We start from the raw sequence: 15,021 nt of genomic DNA, 5'->3' as shown, positions 1-15,021 counted from the left end.
TGCTGCGGGTCGCCGACGACCCGGCCCTCGGCCTGGACGGCGACCAGCGCCACCACCTCACCCGCCTCGCCGCCGACCTCGACCCCCGCACCACCCGCGACCTGACCGGCCGCACCCGTACCTGAAGGACCCGCACCTGAAGGACAGCCCCTCAGCCGGTGGCCTCGACGTGGCTCGGCCGGCCGTTGCGCAGCACCGTGCGGCCGAGCCGCTCCGCCTCCGCACGGTGCATCAACTCCCGTCTCCCGTCCGGGTGGTGCACCACGCAGGAGTGCCACGGGGTGGTCCACGGGTCGGCCGCGTCGAGCAGCCGCAGGCCGAACTTCTCGGCGCCGGCCCGCTGCGGATGGATCGAGAGCCGGACGGCGCGCGGATGGTGCTCCTCGATCAGGGCGCCCCAGGCACGGCTGCGCCGGACGACCTCGTACGCGCGGCGCCGGCACTCCCGCTGCAGGGCGGAGCGGGTGCCGGTGAAGCCGACGGTGTCGTCGAGCAGGAAGCGGGTGATGCCGCGGTACAGCGCCAGGGTGTCCGGATCGCTGCGCACCTCGGCCCGCAGCTCCTCCAGCGCCGGGGCGTACCGGTCATCGACCAGGGCGCGCTTGGCGTCGTACGGCAGGTCGCCGAGGACGTCGCGCAGGTCGAAGAGGGAGAGCCGGCGCAGCCCCTCGCGGCGGACGACGGCGGCGAGTTCGTCGGCGTACTCGTCGATGTGCGCGTCCGGCACCCCGACGAGGTCGCCGAAGACGTGGCCGTCCGAGCAGATCACCAGGCGGGCGCCCGGCGGGTGGACCCGGGCGACCTCGGCGCAGAGCCCGTCCAGGAAGGCGAGGGAGAGCCGTTCGCCCTCGTCGGGCAGGTGGCCGAGCACCTTCGCCAAGCTGGGCGACTTGCAGGGGAAGCCCGGCAGGGTGAGGACGACCGGCTCCCCGGCGGCCACGAAGCCGGCGATCCGCCGCAGTTGGGCGGGGAAGGCGGCGGCCGGCAGGTCGGGGGCGCCGTCGCAGGAGCGCCGGTGCGGGAGCAGCAGCTCCAGGACGGCTGCGCTGGTGCGCTCGACCGCGGTCGGGAGCGGGGAACGGGGCTGTCCGGGGCGAGGCGGTGCGGTGAGGGTGCCGGCGGGCGGCATGCGGGACTCCGGGTGTGGTCGGGGTGTGGTCGGGGTGTGGTCGGGGTGCGGCGGGTGGTCCGGTCGTCGTGCGGCCGGGATCAGAGCCGGCGGTCGTACGCCACCGGGAGGCGGTCGACGCCGCGGGCGAGGTCGGCGGGGATCCACTCGACGGCGTCGAGGTCGCCGGCCGGGCGCAGGCCCGGCAGCCGGGCGAGCAGGGTGCCGAGGGCGATCTGCAGTTCGGTCCGGGCGAGCGCGGCGCCGGGGCAGAAGTGCGCGCCGTGGCCGAAGGCCAGGTGGGCGTTGGGTGTGCGGCCGAGGTCGAGCGTGTCGGCGTCGGGGAACTGCGAGCCGTCGCGTCCGGCGGCCGCCAGCGAGACGATCACCGAGTCGCCGGCCGGGACGCGGGTGCCGTGCAGGTCGCTGTCCTCGGCGAAGAAGCGCCAGGTGGTGAGCTCGAACGCGCCGTCGTGGCGCAGCAGTTCCTCGACGGCCCGGGGCAGCAGCGCGGGTTCCGCCCGCAGCCGGTCCAGTTGGCCGGGGTGGCGGAAGAGCGTCATCAGCATGGTGGAGATCTGGTTGGTGACCGGTTCCTGGCCGGCGACGAGGAGTTGGAAGACCATCGAGTCCAGCTCCTCGCGGGTCAGCGCGCCGTCGTCGTGCGCGGCGACCAGCCGGGCCAGCAGATCCCCGTCGGCGGGCGCGGTCCGCTTCGCCGAGACCACCTCGGCGATGTACCCCTGGAGCGCCCGCAACCGGGCCTCGTAGGCGGGCCGGCCCGGGTCCTCGGGGCCGACCGGCTGGACGACCTTGCCCCAGTCCCGGTCGAAGCGGGCCGCCAGCTCGTCGGGCAGTCCGATCACCTCGGCGAGCACCAGGAACGGGAACCGGGCGGCGAACCCGGCGACCAGGTCGGCGCCGCCGGTGGCCGGCAGCGCGTCGACCAGCCGGTCGGCGAACTGCTGGAACCGCGGCCTGAGTCCCGCCACCCGGCGGGGCGCGAAGGCGTCGCCGAGCAGGTCGCGCATCGCGGTGTGCCGGGGGGCGTCCTGGTGCAGCAGGTGGACCTGCAGCTGCGAGTGCTGCGGTTCGGGCATGATCGAGGCACGCCGGCGCCAGGCCGCGTTGCCGAGGGCGTGGTTCTTGCCCAGCCGCGGATCGGTGAGGGCGTCCCGGGCGGCCGCGTAGCCGGTGACCAGCCAGGCGGCGACACCGCTCGGGAAGCGGACCCGGTGCACCGGCCCGGCCTCCCGCAGCCGGTGGTAGAGCGGGTACGGGTCGCGCTTGTACGCCCGGCCGGACAGCGGCACCGGGTCGGGCAGCGGCGCCGGCTCGCGCAGCGGCATCGGCTCGGGCAGCGGCACAGCGGCCGACGGCGTTGCCGGGCCGGGCAGGGCGCGCCCGGCGAACGGGCAGACGGGCTCGGGTACGGGCATGGCGGAACTCCTCCGGAAGTGGCGGACGGTCAGGACGTGGATCGCCCGGGGACGGCGAGCAGGACGACCGCCGCCCCGGCGCACGCCGCGGCCGCGGCCAGCCCGGTGCGCGGGCTTCCGGCAGCGGCGCCGGCGGTGGCCAGGGCCGGGCCGAGGGCGAACCCGAGGCTGCGGGCGAGTTGGACGGTGGAGCCGGCGGCACCCATCCGCCCGGGCGGGGCGGCGGCGAGCGCCAGGGCCTGCACCGGCCCGCCGTACAGACCCATGCCGCAGCCGGCGAGGGCGAGCCGCCAGGCGATGTCCTGCGGGGTGCCGTCGGCGCCGGGCAGGAGCAGCAGTCCGGCGGTGGCGACGGCCGCGGCGGTGCGGGCGGTCCGCCGGGTGCCGAGGCGCTCGGCGATCCGTCCGCCGGCCCGTCCGGCCAGCGCCATCGCGAGCGGGAAGCAGAGCAGGGTCAGGCCGGTGGCGGTGGCACTGGCGGCGGTGTCCCGCTGGAGGCGCAGCGCGGTGAGGTACTGCATGGCGGCCCCCGCCGCCCCCCCCCCCCCCCCCCCCCCCCCCGCCGGGGCCAGCAGCGCGGACGTCGCCCGTCCGGCCGGGCGGCGCAGCCACACGGCCGCGGGGAGGACGGCAGCGGCGGCCAGCGGCAGCAGCGTCCACCGGCCGGGGGCGAGGGTGAGGGCGAGCAGCACCGCCGCGACCGCGCCGCCGACCAGCGCCGCGTCGGCGAGCGCCGTCCGGCCCGGCGGGTGCAGCGGGCCGTCCCAGGGCGGGCCCGGCGGCGCGGTGCGCCGCACCGTCCACAGTGCGGCGAGGCAGACCGGCACGGCCAACGGCAGGACGGCCCGCCAGCCCGCCGCGTCCAGCACCGGGCCGCCGAGCGCCGGCCCGGTGACCGCGCCGAGCGGGCCGAGGGTGGCCGGCACGCTCAACGCCCGGGCCCGCAGCGCGGGTCGGACGGCCCGGGCCGCGAGCACCGGCATCAGGACGAACACCAGCGCGCCGAACACCCCCTGGACGGCCCGCGCGGCGATCAGCCAGCCCGCCGCCGGAGCCAGCGCGGACGCGGCGCCGCCCAGCGCGTACCCGCCCGCGGCGAGGTGCACGGCGGCCCGCAGCCCGACCCCGTCCAGCCACCGGCCGGCCGGCAGCAGCAGGGCCACCAGCGGGAGCTGGTAGCCGAGCGCGGCCCACTGGGCGGTGCTCTGGGCGACCCCCAGGCCGTCCGCGACGGAGGGCAGCGCCAGGTTGACGGCGTTCATGTCCAGCAGGGCGGTGAACGACAGCAGCCCGCCGACGGCGACCAGGCCCCAGCGGTCCTGCTGCGGCGGCGCCGGGTCGGCCGTCCGGGTCATCTCGGGTCCTTCCGCGGTGGGTCGGGCACCGCCGGCCGGCGGTGCCCGACCCACCAGTCGGGCGCGGACCGCGGGAGGTTCCCGAACACCTGAGGGAATCCCGGCGGTCCGCGCCCGGCCCGGATCAGCCCGGACCCGGGTCGCCCGGCCCGGATCAGCCCGGCACCGGCACCGCCCCGAACGCCGCCGCGGAGCGGTCCGCGGCCTCCGCCTCCCGCAGCAGCGCCACCAGTTGCTCCCGGGCCCGGGCGACCCGGGAGCGCACCGTGCCGATCGGGCAGGCCGCGACCTCGGCCGCCTCGGCGTAGCTCATCCCGACGACCTGGGTCAGCACGAACGCCTCGCGGCGCTGCGCCGGCACCCGGGCGAGCAGGTCGCCGAGCGCTATCCCGTCCTCGAACCCGCCCGTGGCGGAAGGCCGGTGGCGGTCCACCGCCTCCTCCCAGTCCGGCAGGTCGGCGTGCTGCGGGCGGACCGCGGCACTGCGGTAGCGGTCGATCACCGTCCGCCGGGCGATCGACAGCAGCCAGGTGCGGGCCGAGGAACGGCCGGCGAACCCGGGCAGGCTGCGCAGCGCCCGCAGGAAGGTCTCCTGGGCCAGGTCGTCGGCCGCGTCCGGGTTGGTGAGATGGGCGACGAACCGCCACACGTCGCGCTGGGTCGCCCGGACGAACGCCTCCACGTCCTCGGCCCGCCCATGCCGGGCGGCCAGCGCCAGTTCGGTCAGCAGGGCGTCATCCACGGCGCACCGCCCGCCGGCCGCGGTCTCCCGGTGCGGACGGCGCTACCGCCGGGGCCGTGCCGTGGTGGAGCATGGGCGGATGACCTGTGCCGACCACCGCGCGGCGATCTCCGCGCAGCTCGACGGCGAAGCGCCCGCGGACGGCCGCGGGGCGCACTGCGCCGACTGTGCCGAGTGGCTGGCCGCCGCCCGGCGGCTCCAGGCCCTGACGCGGGCCGCCGAGGGCCCGTCGCCGGAGTGGACGGGGCGGCTGCTGGGCAGCCTGGGCCTCGGCCCGGCGGTAGCGGGGGAGGCGGAGGGTACGGACGGGACGTCCCATGGTGGTTCCTGACGGCAGGAGGCATCCGCGGCGCCGCCCGCAGGGGGCGCCGACCTGGCACCGGCCGGGCACCGCCCGCCCGCGTCCCCCGGGCACGCCCGGACGCCGGACGGCGGCCGCACACAGGACGGCCGCCCGGCGGATCCGAGGGGGTACCCGGGGTCAGGACGGGAAGGGCGGTGCACCGGCCCGGCCGCTGCACCGCCACAGGGGCGGGAGGGGCAGCGGCGACCGGCCCGCTGCGGGGCCGGTCCCCGGCGGGCAGCGGGCTGTTCAGACAGCCGGTACCAGGTGCGGCGGCCCGCGCCGGCCCACCGCGTGCGCCAGTGCGGGCTGCCGCGGACGGCGTACCCGACGCACCGCCGGACGGACCGCCCGCGGCGGCTCCTGCCGGAACGGCGCCAGCAGCAGCACCACCGGCGCGAACACCTCGGCCAGCGTCCGGACGGCCGCCACCACGGCGGCCAGCGCCGCCTCGCCGCGCCACAGCAGCAGCGAACAGGCGAGCGCCGCCAGCAGGTGCGCGGCGACCATCCCCGGCGACATGCCGTGCAGCAGCGCCGCCCCGCCCGCACCGGCGCCCCCGCCCGCGTGGCCGTGCAGGCCGTGCACGTGCCCGGCCGCGGCACCGAGCGCGGCCGGGTCCAGGCCGGCCGCCCGCGCCAACTCCACCGGATCGACCCCGTCCGGGGCCTCGCCGTGCACGCACAGCAGCAGCCGGACGAGGTCGGCGGAGGGCTCGGCCGGCCGCGCCGCGGTCTGCTCGAAGAGCAGGTGCAGGGCGGCCTGGGCGGCCGTCATCCAGCCGGCGATCGCCGCGATGCCGCGCCGCCGCCCGGCCAGCAGCCAGGTCCCGGCCGCCGTGCCGGCCGCCGCGGCGCCGAGCACCGGCACCGGGACGGGCTGCCCGGAGACGGCGGCGTGCCCCAGCGCGGCCAGCGCCACGCACACCGTGGCGAAGACCGCGACACGCAGGAGGCGGAACTGACAGAGGATCACGACCGGGCCATCCTCGCACCAACCGGACCGCTGCGCCGAACCGCCCCCGTCGGCCGGTAGCCTGCCGCGATGAAGGTCCACCTGCTCTGGCACATCGCCCACCACAACGAGGCGGGCGAGGACGGGGCCACCCTGCACCTCGACGGCGACGTCCCGTACCTCGACGAACAGGACGGCGACGACGCCAAGCTGCTCGGCGTCTACTCGACCGAGGCCCTGGCCGGGGAACGGATCCACCGGGCCCGCCTGCTGCCCGGCTTCGCCGAGGAGCCGGACTGCTTCCACATCGGCGAGTACACGCTCGACCGGGACGAATGGACCGAGGGCTTCGTCCGGCTCGCGGCGGCCGGGACGGAACCGCCCGGGACGGAACCGCCCGGGAGCGGTGAGGCCGGGCCCGGGTCGCCCGGATAACCGGTGGGCCCGCCTCGGCGGCTCTGCCACGATCGGTCGCATGGGAGTGCTGGACGGGGTGGCGGGCCGGGTCGCCGGCGGGGCGACGGTGGAGTTCCGGCCGAGCGGCTCGTCGATGGTGCCGCTGATCCGCAGCAGGCAGCCGGTGGTCGTCGCCCCGGTCGACCCGTCCGCGCTGCAGGTCGGCGACATCGTGCTGGCCCGGGTCTCCGGGACGGTGTACCTGCACCTGGTGTCGGCCCTGGATCCGGCCCGCCGGCGGGTGCAGATCAGCAACAACCGAGGCCGGGTGAACGGCTGGACGGGGTACGAGCGGGTCTTCGGCATCTGCCTGTCGGTCGACGGCGTGCCCCGGCCCGGCGCCGCCGGGCGGGTGCGCGGCTGAGCGGCGCGTCCCACGACGCGCCCGGGCGTCGGGGAGGCGGGACTCCCGGCACGCCGCGGTGGGCCCTTGGGCCCTACCGGGTGCACCCGGGGCGGCGCACGCTCGGAGTACCGACGGTACCCGCGGCAAGGAGTGATCCATCATGATCAGCCCGGCCCTCACCCGTGACGAGCTGCGCGCCCTGGCCGCCGCCGGCGGCGCCGCACCCTCCCTGCACAACAGCCAGCCGTGGCGGTTCCGGCCCAGCGCCGACCTGCGCCGCCTGGAGGTGTACGCGGACTACCGCCGGGCCGTCCCGGTCACCGACCCCGACGGCCGGGCGCTGCACATCTCGATCGGTGCCGCCCTGTTCAACCTGCGGGTCGCCGCCGTGCACTTCGGCCGTGCACCCGTGCTGCGGCTGCAGCCCGGCCACCCCGGCCGGCAGCCGATCGCCGAACTCGACCTCGCCGAGGGGCGGCAGGCCGGCCCGGAGCCCTTCGGCCGCGACCTCTACCCGGCGGTGTTCCTCCGCCACTCCAGCCGCGAGCCGTTCGCCAACCGGGACGTGCCCGAGGCGGTGCTCGGCGAACTCCTCGACGCGGCCCACACCGAGGGCACGGTCATGACCGCGCTGGAGGAGGCCGAGGTGCGGAGGGTGCTCGACCTGACCGCGGAGGCGGAGGCCCGGATCGCCGCCGACGTCGCCCGGCAGACCGAGACCCGTACCTGGCTGCGGCCCGAGGCCCCGGCCGTGGACGGCATCCCGGCCGCCGCCTTCGGCCCGCAGGACCACGACGCCCGGGTGCCGATGCGCAGCTTCACCGGCCGCCCGCCCGCACCCGCGGTCCTCGCCCCGCCCCCCACCCGCCGGTTCGAGGCCCTGCCGCAGTTGGCCACCCTGACCACCCACGGGGACCGCGCCGCCGACTGGCTGCGGGCCGGCCAGGCGATGGAACGCGTCTGGCTGCTCGCCACCCTGCACGGACTGCGGGTCTCCGTCCTGCACCAGGCCGTCGAGTGGCCGGACACCCGGCGGCTGCTCCGCGACCCGGAGCAGGGCCCCGGCCACGTCCAGCTGGTGCTGCGCTTCGGCTACGGGCCGCCCGGCGCCACCACCCCGCGCCGCCCGGTCGACGAGATCCTCGACCTGCCCGCCGACCCCGGCGCCGCGCAGGGAATGTGAAAGATCTGCAGGCGAATGGTGGCCGCCGTCGGCGCCCGATCCGACGCAACACCAGATCCGCTGCTGCGAAACGCCTCTGACGATTCGTCGAATTCCCGGGAACCGCCGCCCGGAGGTGCGGCACCCGCCCCGGGAATTCACCGTGCCGACGCCCCGGTAAGGTCCTCTCGAACAAATCCGCGGTGAGCCCCGGCGCGCCGCGGAGCGACGTCTCAAGGGCCTGGGGATACCCGCATGAGCGAGCCTGATTTCCGCGTGCGTCCGGACGCACTGCACCGGTACGCGGCACTGGTGGAACAGCAGAACGCACGGCTGGCGGCCGCGCGGGACACGCTCGCCGGGGTGGAGGTGCCGGCCGGTGCGTTCGGCCACCTGCCCGATTCGGAGGAACTGCGCGACGGCTACCACGACCACGCGCAGGCCGAGCAGGACAACCTCGCCGACCTCATGGACGTCCTGGCCCACGTGACCGACGGCCTGGAGGCCAATGCGGCCGACTACCGCGACGGCGAGGACGAGGTCGGCCGCGGCGTCGGCGGTGGCGCCCGATGACCACCGCCGCCGAGGTCGCGGGCGCCTACAAGTGGACCCGCGACTGGATGAAGGAGCCGCTGCTGCCGCTCCCCGAGATCCACAACCCCGCCCAGGGCGCCATCGACCAGGGCCTGGACGACGCCGTCCGCTGGGCCCTGGAGAAGTCCGGCCTGATGGGGTGGCTGGAGAAGGTCACCGGCGACGCCGACGCCCTCACCGCCGCGGCCCGGACGTGGCAGGACCAGGCCCGGGCCACCCGCGAGGTCGCCGAGGAACTGCGCCGCGGCGGCGAGGCGCTCGCCGACGACTGGCACGGGCAGGCCTCCGCCGCGTTCGGCCGCCACATGGGCCAGGTCGTCGAGGCGGTCGACGCCACCGCCGACGACATGGCGCAGACCGCGCAGATCCTCAGCCAGGCCGCCGCGGAGTGCCGGCTCGCCGAGGACATGGTGGTCGAGATCATCCGCGAGGCGATCGAATGGATCGCCGTCACCCTGGCCGCCGGCCTGGTCGCCGACATCCTGACCCTCGGCCTGGCGACCGTGGTCGACGCCGTGGTGGTCGAGGCCGAGATGCTCGTCTTCCTCGCCCGCGTCGAGAAGGTCTCGGTCAGCCTGGCGCGCAAGCTGCGCACCCTGCGCCGGCTCATCAAGGAGATGCGCGAGGCCGAGAAGGCGGGCGCCGCCCTCAAGCGCGCCAACGCCGCCCGCAAGGCGGTCGGCCGGATGCGCAAGGGCGGCAAGTCGGCGTTCAACCCGGGCACCTGGGCCAACCCGTACAAGTCGCCGGAGCGGTTCCTGACCTCCACCGCGCTCAAGGGGTTCCAGGGCGCGGTCGCCGAGCCGCTCCTCGAAGGCGCCACCGGGCTGACCGGCTCGCCCACCGCACCGATCGGCGACGCCCTCAACAGCGACACCAACATCGACGCGGTCGCCCGCGACCTGGACGGCCGCCCCGCGGCCCCCGCCTACCGGGTGCCCCGGAGCCGGATCGAGGAGGCGTTCGGCTGATGGCCCCGGCGAACCCGGCATTCGACCGGGCCTACGAGGAACGTCTGCACCGCTGGTCGCAGCTGCCGCTGCGGTGGCTGCAGCCCGGTGAACCGCTGTACGGCGTTGTCGACCTCGGCCTCGACCGGTACGTCCGCCGCGGGCTGCCCGCGCGGCACCGGACGGCCGTCCGGCCGCCGCAGGAACCGGCCGGCCGGCGGCGCGGCTGCCTGTCGGCCGTCCTGCTGCTGCCGCTGCAACTCCTCGACCTGGAGGGCATGGTCGAGGCGGTCGGCGAGTCCACCGTGCGCGGTGTGCGGCGGGCGTTCCACGGGCGCCCGTTCTCCGGCGGCTGGGGCAGCGCGGCCGGCCGCTTCGTGATCGCCGTGCGGACGGGACCCAGCACCCACCGCCGGTTCCGGCACGGCCGCACCCTGCTGGCCGTCACCGACCGGCGGGTCCTGCTGGTCGACCACGACCACGGCGAACTGATGGCCGCCTTCGGGCGCCAGGAGCTCGCCCGTACCGGCACCGTCCGCAGCCGCCAGCCCGAACGCGTCGACCTCGTGTTCGCCGACGGCTCCCACATCGCGGTCACCGCCCGCTCCCACGCCCACGCCCGAGCCGTCCACACCCTCCTCGACGGCCCCGGCCCGCACTAGAGGGCCACCGGGGGCGCGGGAGAACCGCGCGGTCCGGGAGCGGTGCTCCTGAGGGATCCGGGGCGCCCCTGGTGGTGCGCCCGCCTCCTCACGAGGGTGCGAGCAGGTGGCGCAGCGAGCGGTTGTGGCGGCGCAGCCAGGCGCGGTAGGCGGGGTTGACGCTGGCGAGGTCCAGGTAGGCGCGTCGCAGGTCGGTCCAGAGTCCGTCGAGGGCGGGGCCGCCGATGGCTCCGGGCCGCCAGGTGAGCAGCAGCCGGACGGCGAACGGGTCGCCGTGCACCGGCCGCAGCACGGTGCCGGGGCCGGGCGGTGAGGTGGGCTGGCACGGGCGGACGGCCTCGCCGGAGGCGACGAGTTCGGCGGCGGTGGCGTTGTCCCGGACCTGGACGACCCGCGGGTCGAGTCCGGCCTCGGCGAAGACCCGCCGCAGCGCGGCGTACTCGTGGTCGGCGGTGGGGTCGACCATCCAGGTGTCCTCGGCCAGGTCGGCGAGTGCGACGACCGGCCGGGAGGCCGCCGGGTGGCCTTCGGCGAGGGCGACGAACTGCGGTTCGCGGGCCATCAGGACGCGCTGTTCGGTGCCGGGCGGCACCCGCAGCGGGAAGCCCTCGCTCTCGTGCACGAAGGCGATGTCGAGCTGTTCGGCGGCGACCAGTTGCAGCAGGGCGATCGCCGAGATGTCGATGTGGATGGTGGTGTCGGTGTCCGGGAGCCGGTCGTGGACGCGGCGCAGCCAGGCGGCGACCGCGCGGCTGCCGACGCTGCCGATCCGCAGTCTCCGGCGGCCCGGCCCGGCGGCCTCCTCGCGGGCGGCGGCGACCAGGGCGTCCATCTCGCTGATCACGGGTCTGGCTCTGGAGAGCACCGAGTGGCCGAGCGCGGTGGGGCGGCTGCCGGTCTGTTCGCGGGTGAACAGCCGTCCGCCGATGGTCCGCTCGATGCGGTGCAGCTGGGTGGTGAGGGACGGCTGGGTCATGCCGAGCCGGCGGGCGGCCTTCCGGACGCTGCCGGTGTCCGCGATCGCGCACAGCACCCGCAGGTGTCGGACGTCGAGCTCCACGACGGGAGCATAACCAGGCATCCGCGTCCCGCCAAGTGCATGTCAAGAAATGCTCACGGGACGTCAAAGCACTTCCGGGACGGGGGTATTGCCCCGGGCTATCGCCGGTTGGCATCTCCGCGGCCCGCCCGCGCTGCCCCAAGCTCGGTGCATCAACCGTCACCGTGTCCCGACGGGCCTCCCCACGGCCCCCGGGACCCGCGAATGGAGTCCCCCACATGAACCGCTCCATGACCGTGCTCGCCGCTGCCCTCGGCCTGGCCCTCGCGTCCGGCGCCGCCGCGGCACCCGCCTCCGCGGCCCCCGCCAAGGCCCCCGTCCAGCAGGGCGTCCAGGGCTACACCTCGTCCGCGGGCTACGCCGGCACGGCCGCCGAGGAGGCCGGCAACAAGGCGTTCTACCAGGCCGTGATGAAGTCCGCACTGGCCAAGCAGGCCGCCCACCCCTACCTGAAGGCCGTCGTCGTCACCTACGACGCCAGCCGGGCGCCGTCCTTCGCGGGCGTCATCTCGCAGAGCGCCCAGATCTGGAACGGCTCGGTGAGCAACGTCCAGCTGCGCTCCGGCAGCAACGCCGACTTCCGCTACTACGAGGGCAACGACTCCCGCGGCTCCTACGCCAGCACCGACGGCCACGGCAGCGGCTACATCTTCCTCGACTACGCGCAGAACAGGCAGTACAGCTCGCTGCGCGTCACCGCGCACGAGACCGGCCACGTGCTCGGCCTGCCCGACCACTACTCCGGCCCGTGCAGCGAGCTGATGTCCGGCGGCGGCCCCGGTACCTCCTGCACCAACCCCTACCCGAACTCCACCGAGAAGCGGAAGGTCAACTCCCTCTGGGCGAACGGCTTCGCCGCGGTCGGCTGACACCCGTACCGGACGCCGGCGGCCCGGCCCCCCGGAGGAAGGGGGGCCGGGCCGTGAGGCGTGCGCTCAGTGCCGCCCGCCCAGGGTGAACAGCAGGATCACGAAGCCCGCGAACAGGTGGGTGCCCGCGATGTAGATCGATGCGCGGATCAACATCGCCCTGCGCTTGGTCTTCTCGTCGCGGACGGCCTCGCTCACGGCAGCTCCCGGTGTCGGCCCCCGGCGTGTCCGGGGCCCGTCCATTGTGCACGGCCGGGCGGCGGCCCCGCGGCGCCGGTCAGGGCGCCGAACCGAAGTCCTGCGTCCACCACGGGCCGCCCTCGCCCAGGTGGACGCCGACGCCCAGGTCGGTGAAGCCGCAGTTCAGGATGTTCGCCTTGTGGCCGGGGCTGTCCATCCAGCTCTTCATCACGTCCGCCGCGTCGCGCTGGCCCCGGGCGATGTTCTCGCCCCAGCTGCTCCATTTGTAGCCCGCCGCGTCGATCCGCGGCTGCGGGCCCTTGCCGTCCGGGTTGGTGTGGTCGAAGAAGTTCCGCGCGGCCATGTCGTCGGAGTGCCGCTGCGCGGCGAGCTCCAGCTTGTCGTCGGACTTCACCGGGGTGCAGCCGACCTTGCTGCGCTCCTGGTTGACCAGCTGGACGACCTGCTGCTTGATGCTGAGCGTGCTCGGGTCGGGGCTCGGGCTCTTGCTGCGGGTGGCCGTCGGGGTCGGCTTCGGGCTCGGGGTGCGGCTCGGCGTCGGGCTGGGCGAGGGCGTCGGGGTCGGCGACGCACTCGGGCTCGGCGAGGCGCTCGGCGAGGACGCGGAGGGGGACGGCTGCTGGCTGAAGACCTCCGCCTGCACCTGCGCCGGTGCGGCCGGCGGCTCCGCGGTGACCCGAGGGGCGGCACCGGGCCGGGCCACGGCGACCACCGGCGCGGTGGCGGCGGTCACCGGGACCGTGCCGCCGACCGCGAGCGGCATCCGCGGCCGGGCGCTGCTGGCCCCGCGGTGCGCGCCGCGGCCGCCGCTGCCCCGACGGTGCGAGCGCGGCAGCGACCGGCCGTGCGGGGCGGGGTCGGGGGAGGGCGCCGGCGCCGGCGCCGGCGCGGGGGAGGCCGTCGCGGGGGAGAGGTAGGCGCCCAGCGCCCCGAGGTCGCCCGCCGAGACCGGCACCATGGCCAGGCCGGCCAGCAGCCCCTCGGCGGGGAAGAGCCCGCTCCAGTGGCGCGAGCAGACCGCGCACTCGCGGGCGTGCCGGGCGATCCGCTTGCGCCACAGCGCGCTCGGCACGCCGTCCCAGCGGGCGGTCAGCTCGAAGAGCGGCCCGCACCGGTCGGCCACCGCCAGCGCCCGGACGACCACCCGGGCGGTCTCCAGCTGGCCCTTCATCCGCTGCACCCGCACCGCGGCGTGCTGCGGCGGCAGCTCCAGCGCACCGGCCAGCTCGGCGCGGGTCAGCTCGCCGGCCGCCTCCAGCCACCACAGGGCGAGCAGCTCGCGGTCCGCCTCGTCGAGCCAGCGGGTCGCCTCGGCGACCTCGCGGCGCTGCCCGGAGAGGCCGAGCCGGACGATGGTGAGGTCCACGAAGTCCGCGCCCGGGTCGGCGACGTCGTAGGCGTCGCCGAGGCCGTCACCCGCGTAGGCGGTCTGCATGCGCTCGTGGTGCCGGCGGCGGATCTGGTTCATCGCGATCGCGACCAGCCAGGAGCGGAACCCGGCCGGGTCGCGCAGGCCGTGCAGGCCGTCCATGGCCCGCAGCAGGGTCTCCTGGACGACGTCGTCGGTGTCGGAGTGCCCGCCGAGCGCCCGGCCGACGATGTTGTAGAGCAGAGGCAGGTGCCCGCTGATCAGTTCGTCCGTGGCGTACTGGTCGCCGGCCCGGGCCTGCACGACCAGCAGTGCTGCGCGGTCACTGTCCATGGCGTGGTCCACCTTCTCGGTCGGGCCGTGGTGCGGCCCCGTGCTGTGCTGCTGCTGTCGTACTGGGAGATCGTCCGCCGGGCTCCGGATAACGGAAAATCGCACCGGATTTCCGTTCGGCCCTCCGGACGCCCGTGCGGAGGGACAGTAGCCCACCGCCCGCAGGGCCCGGCAGCCCCTCCGCCGGGCCTCCGCCGGGCCGGGACCGGGCCTTCGCCGGGCCGGGGCCGGGCCGCCACGGCCCGCCGAAAACTCGCTCGCGCGGAGGAGGGGGTCTCGGCCACCCTGGCGCGATGGTGGATTCCCTGGTGAGTACGGCTGCGGCAGGTGCCGCGGCGGGTCTGGGCGTGGCGATGCCCCTCGGCGCAGTCGGCGTGCTGCTGCTGCAGGAGGGCGGCCGCGGCCTGCGCCAGGGAGCCGCCGCCGCGACCGCGGTGGCGCTGGTGGACTTCGTGTACGCCGCGGTCGCGGTGCTCGTCGGCCCGCGGCTGGTCGGACTGATCGGCGGCGGCGAGGCCTGGGTACGGGCGGTGGCCGCCGCGGTGCTGGCCGCGATCGCCGTCCGCGGGCTGCTCTCGCTGCGCGGCGGCGGAGCCCCCGGGGCGCCGGCGGCGGCGCGGGCGGCCCGGGCCGCCGGCCGCTCCTTCGCCCGCTTCGCCCTGCTCACCCTGGTCAACCCGACCACCGCGCTCTACTTCACCGCGCTGACCGCGGCCCGGGGCGCGGCGGCCGCCGGGGCGACCGTGGCCGTGGTGTTCGCCGTCGCCGTGTTCGCGGCCTCGCTGGTCTGGCAGCAGTTGCTGGCCGCGGCCGGGGCCTTCGCCGGCACCCGGCTCACCGTGCGCACCAGGCGCGTCACGTACGCGCTCGGCTACGGACTGGTGCTCTGCTTCGCCGTCCGGCTCGCCTGGCCGGCGGGCTGACGGAGGGCCCCCGCGGGGCCGGTGTGGCCGCCGCCACACGAGCGGCCCGGTGGCGGGCCGGCACGGTCGGCGCTCTGTGGCCCACCGGTTCACAGGGTGTCGACGATGTGGTCCGGTTCACGGACGGTTTGCGGTGGTGCGGGTCACATCGGGGG

At 76.5% G+C, this 15,021-nt stretch carries 17 protein-coding genes; 9 read left to right on the top strand and 8 right to left on the bottom strand.

Annotated features, from left to right (window positions below; translation table 11 throughout):
* Positions 1-151 precede the first annotated feature (151 nt).
* From ABD353_RS36755 to ABD353_RS36740, 4 genes are all read right to left on the bottom strand, one after another.
* Positions 152-1,129, bottom strand: a complete 978-nt coding sequence (locus tag ABD353_RS36755) for an L-tyrosine/L-tryptophan isonitrile synthase family protein (RefSeq protein WP_344628071.1) — start codon at positions 1,127-1,129, stop codon at positions 152-154.
* An 80-nt stretch (positions 1,130-1,209) separates the two neighbouring features.
* Complete coding sequence (locus ABD353_RS36750; RefSeq protein ID WP_344628073.1) at positions 1,210-2,457, bottom strand: cytochrome P450 family protein; 1,248 nt, start codon at positions 2,455-2,457, stop codon at positions 1,210-1,212.
* 119 nt (positions 2,458-2,576) lie between these two features.
* Positions 2,577-3,902, bottom strand: a complete 1,326-nt coding sequence (locus ABD353_RS36745; protein WP_344628070.1) for an MFS transporter — start codon at positions 3,900-3,902, stop codon at positions 2,577-2,579.
* A gap of 154 nt (positions 3,903-4,056) precedes the next feature.
* Positions 4,057-4,644 (bottom strand): sigma-70 family RNA polymerase sigma factor, encoded by a 588-nt coding sequence (locus ABD353_RS36740; RefSeq protein WP_344628069.1) that lies wholly within the window; start codon positions 4,642-4,644, stop codon positions 4,057-4,059.
* Positions 4,645-4,723: 79 nt separating this feature from the next.
* On the opposite strand from ABD353_RS36740, the gene ABD353_RS36735 reads away from it, so the two are divergent.
* Positions 4,724-4,975, top strand: a complete 252-nt coding sequence (locus tag ABD353_RS36735) for a hypothetical protein (RefSeq protein ID WP_344628068.1) — start codon at positions 4,724-4,726, stop codon at positions 4,973-4,975.
* A gap of 261 nt (positions 4,976-5,236) precedes the next feature.
* Here ABD353_RS36735 and ABD353_RS36730 read toward each other — a convergent pair whose 3' ends face one another.
* Positions 5,237-5,962: a hypothetical protein gene (locus ABD353_RS36730; RefSeq protein WP_344628067.1), complete on the bottom strand. Its 726-nt coding sequence runs from the start codon at positions 5,960-5,962 to the stop codon at positions 5,237-5,239.
* Between the two features lie 69 nt (positions 5,963-6,031).
* On the opposite strand from ABD353_RS36730, the gene ABD353_RS36725 reads away from it, so the two are divergent.
* The 6 genes from ABD353_RS36725 to ABD353_RS36700 all read left to right on the top strand — a co-directional run bounded on the left by ABD353_RS36725 (position 6,032) and on the right by ABD353_RS36700 (position 10,111).
* Complete coding sequence (locus tag ABD353_RS36725) at positions 6,032-6,376, top strand: DUF7336 domain-containing protein (protein ID WP_344628066.1); 345 nt, start codon at positions 6,032-6,034, stop codon at positions 6,374-6,376.
* Positions 6,377-6,416: 40 nt separating this feature from the next.
* Positions 6,417-6,761 (top strand): S24/S26 family peptidase, encoded by a 345-nt coding sequence (locus ABD353_RS36720; RefSeq protein ID WP_344628065.1) that lies wholly within the window; start codon positions 6,417-6,419, stop codon positions 6,759-6,761.
* 142 nt (positions 6,762-6,903) lie between these two features.
* Entirely contained in the window at positions 6,904-7,926 is a 1,023-nt protein-coding gene (locus ABD353_RS36715) for an Acg family FMN-binding oxidoreductase (RefSeq protein WP_344628064.1), read from the top strand.
* Positions 7,927-8,160: 234 nt separating this feature from the next.
* Positions 8,161-8,478, top strand: coding sequence for a hypothetical protein (locus tag ABD353_RS36710; protein ID WP_344628063.1), 318 nt, complete (start codon positions 8,161-8,163; stop codon positions 8,476-8,478).
* A complete protein-coding gene (locus ABD353_RS36705) occupies positions 8,475-9,470 on the top strand; it encodes a WXG100 family type VII secretion target (RefSeq protein ID WP_344628062.1) in 996 nt (331 codons plus the stop codon). The genes ABD353_RS36710 and ABD353_RS36705 overlap by 4 nt, the downstream gene beginning before the upstream one ends.
* The gene (locus ABD353_RS36700; RefSeq protein ID WP_344628061.1) at positions 9,470-10,111 is read left to right on the top strand and encodes a hypothetical protein; all 642 of its coding nucleotides are present in this window, start codon (positions 9,470-9,472) and stop codon (positions 10,109-10,111) included. The genes ABD353_RS36705 and ABD353_RS36700 overlap by 1 nt, the downstream gene beginning before the upstream one ends.
* An 88-nt stretch (positions 10,112-10,199) precedes the next feature.
* Here the strand turns inward: ABD353_RS36700 and ABD353_RS36695 are convergent, their stop codons facing one another.
* The gene (locus ABD353_RS36695; RefSeq protein WP_344628060.1) at positions 10,200-11,192 is read right to left on the bottom strand and encodes a LysR family transcriptional regulator; all 993 of its coding nucleotides are present in this window, start codon (positions 11,190-11,192) and stop codon (positions 10,200-10,202) included.
* A gap of 197 nt (positions 11,193-11,389) precedes the next feature.
* Between ABD353_RS36695 and snpA the strand changes: the two genes are divergently transcribed.
* The gene (snpA, locus tag ABD353_RS36690; RefSeq protein WP_344628059.1) at positions 11,390-12,040 is read left to right on the top strand and encodes a snapalysin; all 651 of its coding nucleotides are present in this window, start codon (positions 11,390-11,392) and stop codon (positions 12,038-12,040) included.
* A 66-nt stretch (positions 12,041-12,106) separates the two neighbouring features.
* Here snpA and ABD353_RS36685 read toward each other — a convergent pair whose 3' ends face one another.
* A complete protein-coding gene (locus tag ABD353_RS36685) occupies positions 12,107-12,238 on the bottom strand; it encodes a DUF6126 family protein (RefSeq protein WP_344628058.1) in 132 nt (43 codons plus the stop codon).
* Between the two features lie 79 nt (positions 12,239-12,317).
* Complete coding sequence (locus tag ABD353_RS36680; protein ID WP_344628057.1) at positions 12,318-13,943, bottom strand: sigma-70 family RNA polymerase sigma factor; 1,626 nt, start codon at positions 13,941-13,943, stop codon at positions 12,318-12,320.
* Positions 13,944-14,236: 293 nt separating this feature from the next.
* Here ABD353_RS36680 and ABD353_RS36675 point away from each other — a divergent pair, with 293 nt between their 5' ends.
* The gene (locus tag ABD353_RS36675; RefSeq protein ID WP_344628056.1) at positions 14,237-14,866 is read left to right on the top strand and encodes a LysE family transporter; all 630 of its coding nucleotides are present in this window, start codon (positions 14,237-14,239) and stop codon (positions 14,864-14,866) included.
* Positions 14,867-15,021: the final 155 nt, after the last annotated feature.

Source organism: Kitasatospora arboriphila, assembly GCF_039528095.1.
GTDB classification, from domain to species: domain Bacteria; phylum Actinomycetota; class Actinomycetes; order Streptomycetales; family Streptomycetaceae; genus Kitasatospora; species Kitasatospora arboriphila.
The sequence above is the reverse complement of the archived record's forward strand: the minus strand, read 5'-3'. Positions and strand labels throughout refer to the sequence as shown.

What these genes read in the sequence shown, in the direction of transcription:
- ABD353_RS36755 (WP_344628071.1), bottom strand. Translation starts at nt 1,129, where the DNA reads ATGCCGCCCGCCGGCACCCTCACCGCACCGCCTCGCCCCGGACAGCCC.
- ABD353_RS36750 (WP_344628073.1), bottom strand. Translation starts at nt 2,457, where the DNA reads ATGCCGCTGCGCGAGCCGGCGCCGCTGCCCGACCCGGTGCCGCTGTCC.
- ABD353_RS36745 (WP_344628070.1), bottom strand. Translation starts at nt 3,902, where the DNA reads ATGACCCGGACGGCCGACCCGGCGCCGCCGCAGCAGGACCGCTGGGGC.
- ABD353_RS36735 (WP_344628068.1), top strand. Translation starts at nt 4,724, where the DNA reads ATGACCTGTGCCGACCACCGCGCGGCGATCTCCGCGCAGCTCGACGGC.
- ABD353_RS36725 (WP_344628066.1), top strand. Translation starts at nt 6,032, where the DNA reads ATGAAGGTCCACCTGCTCTGGCACATCGCCCACCACAACGAGGCGGGC.
- ABD353_RS36720 (WP_344628065.1), top strand. Translation starts at nt 6,417, where the DNA reads ATGGGAGTGCTGGACGGGGTGGCGGGCCGGGTCGCCGGCGGGGCGACG.
- ABD353_RS36715 (WP_344628064.1), top strand. Translation starts at nt 6,904, where the DNA reads ATGATCAGCCCGGCCCTCACCCGTGACGAGCTGCGCGCCCTGGCCGCC.
- ABD353_RS36710 (WP_344628063.1), top strand. Translation starts at nt 8,161, where the DNA reads ATGAGCGAGCCTGATTTCCGCGTGCGTCCGGACGCACTGCACCGGTAC.
- ABD353_RS36705 (WP_344628062.1), top strand. Translation starts at nt 8,475, where the DNA reads ATGACCACCGCCGCCGAGGTCGCGGGCGCCTACAAGTGGACCCGCGAC.
- ABD353_RS36700 (WP_344628061.1), top strand. Translation starts at nt 9,470, where the DNA reads ATGGCCCCGGCGAACCCGGCATTCGACCGGGCCTACGAGGAACGTCTG.
- ABD353_RS36695 (WP_344628060.1), bottom strand. Translation starts at nt 11,192, where the DNA reads ATGCCTGGTTATGCTCCCGTCGTGGAGCTCGACGTCCGACACCTGCGG.
- snpA (WP_344628059.1), top strand. Translation starts at nt 11,390, where the DNA reads ATGAACCGCTCCATGACCGTGCTCGCCGCTGCCCTCGGCCTGGCCCTC.
- ABD353_RS36680 (WP_344628057.1), bottom strand. Translation starts at nt 13,943, where the DNA reads ATGGACAGTGACCGCGCAGCACTGCTGGTCGTGCAGGCCCGGGCCGGC.
- ABD353_RS36675 (WP_344628056.1), top strand. Translation starts at nt 14,237, where the DNA reads ATGGTGGATTCCCTGGTGAGTACGGCTGCGGCAGGTGCCGCGGCGGGT.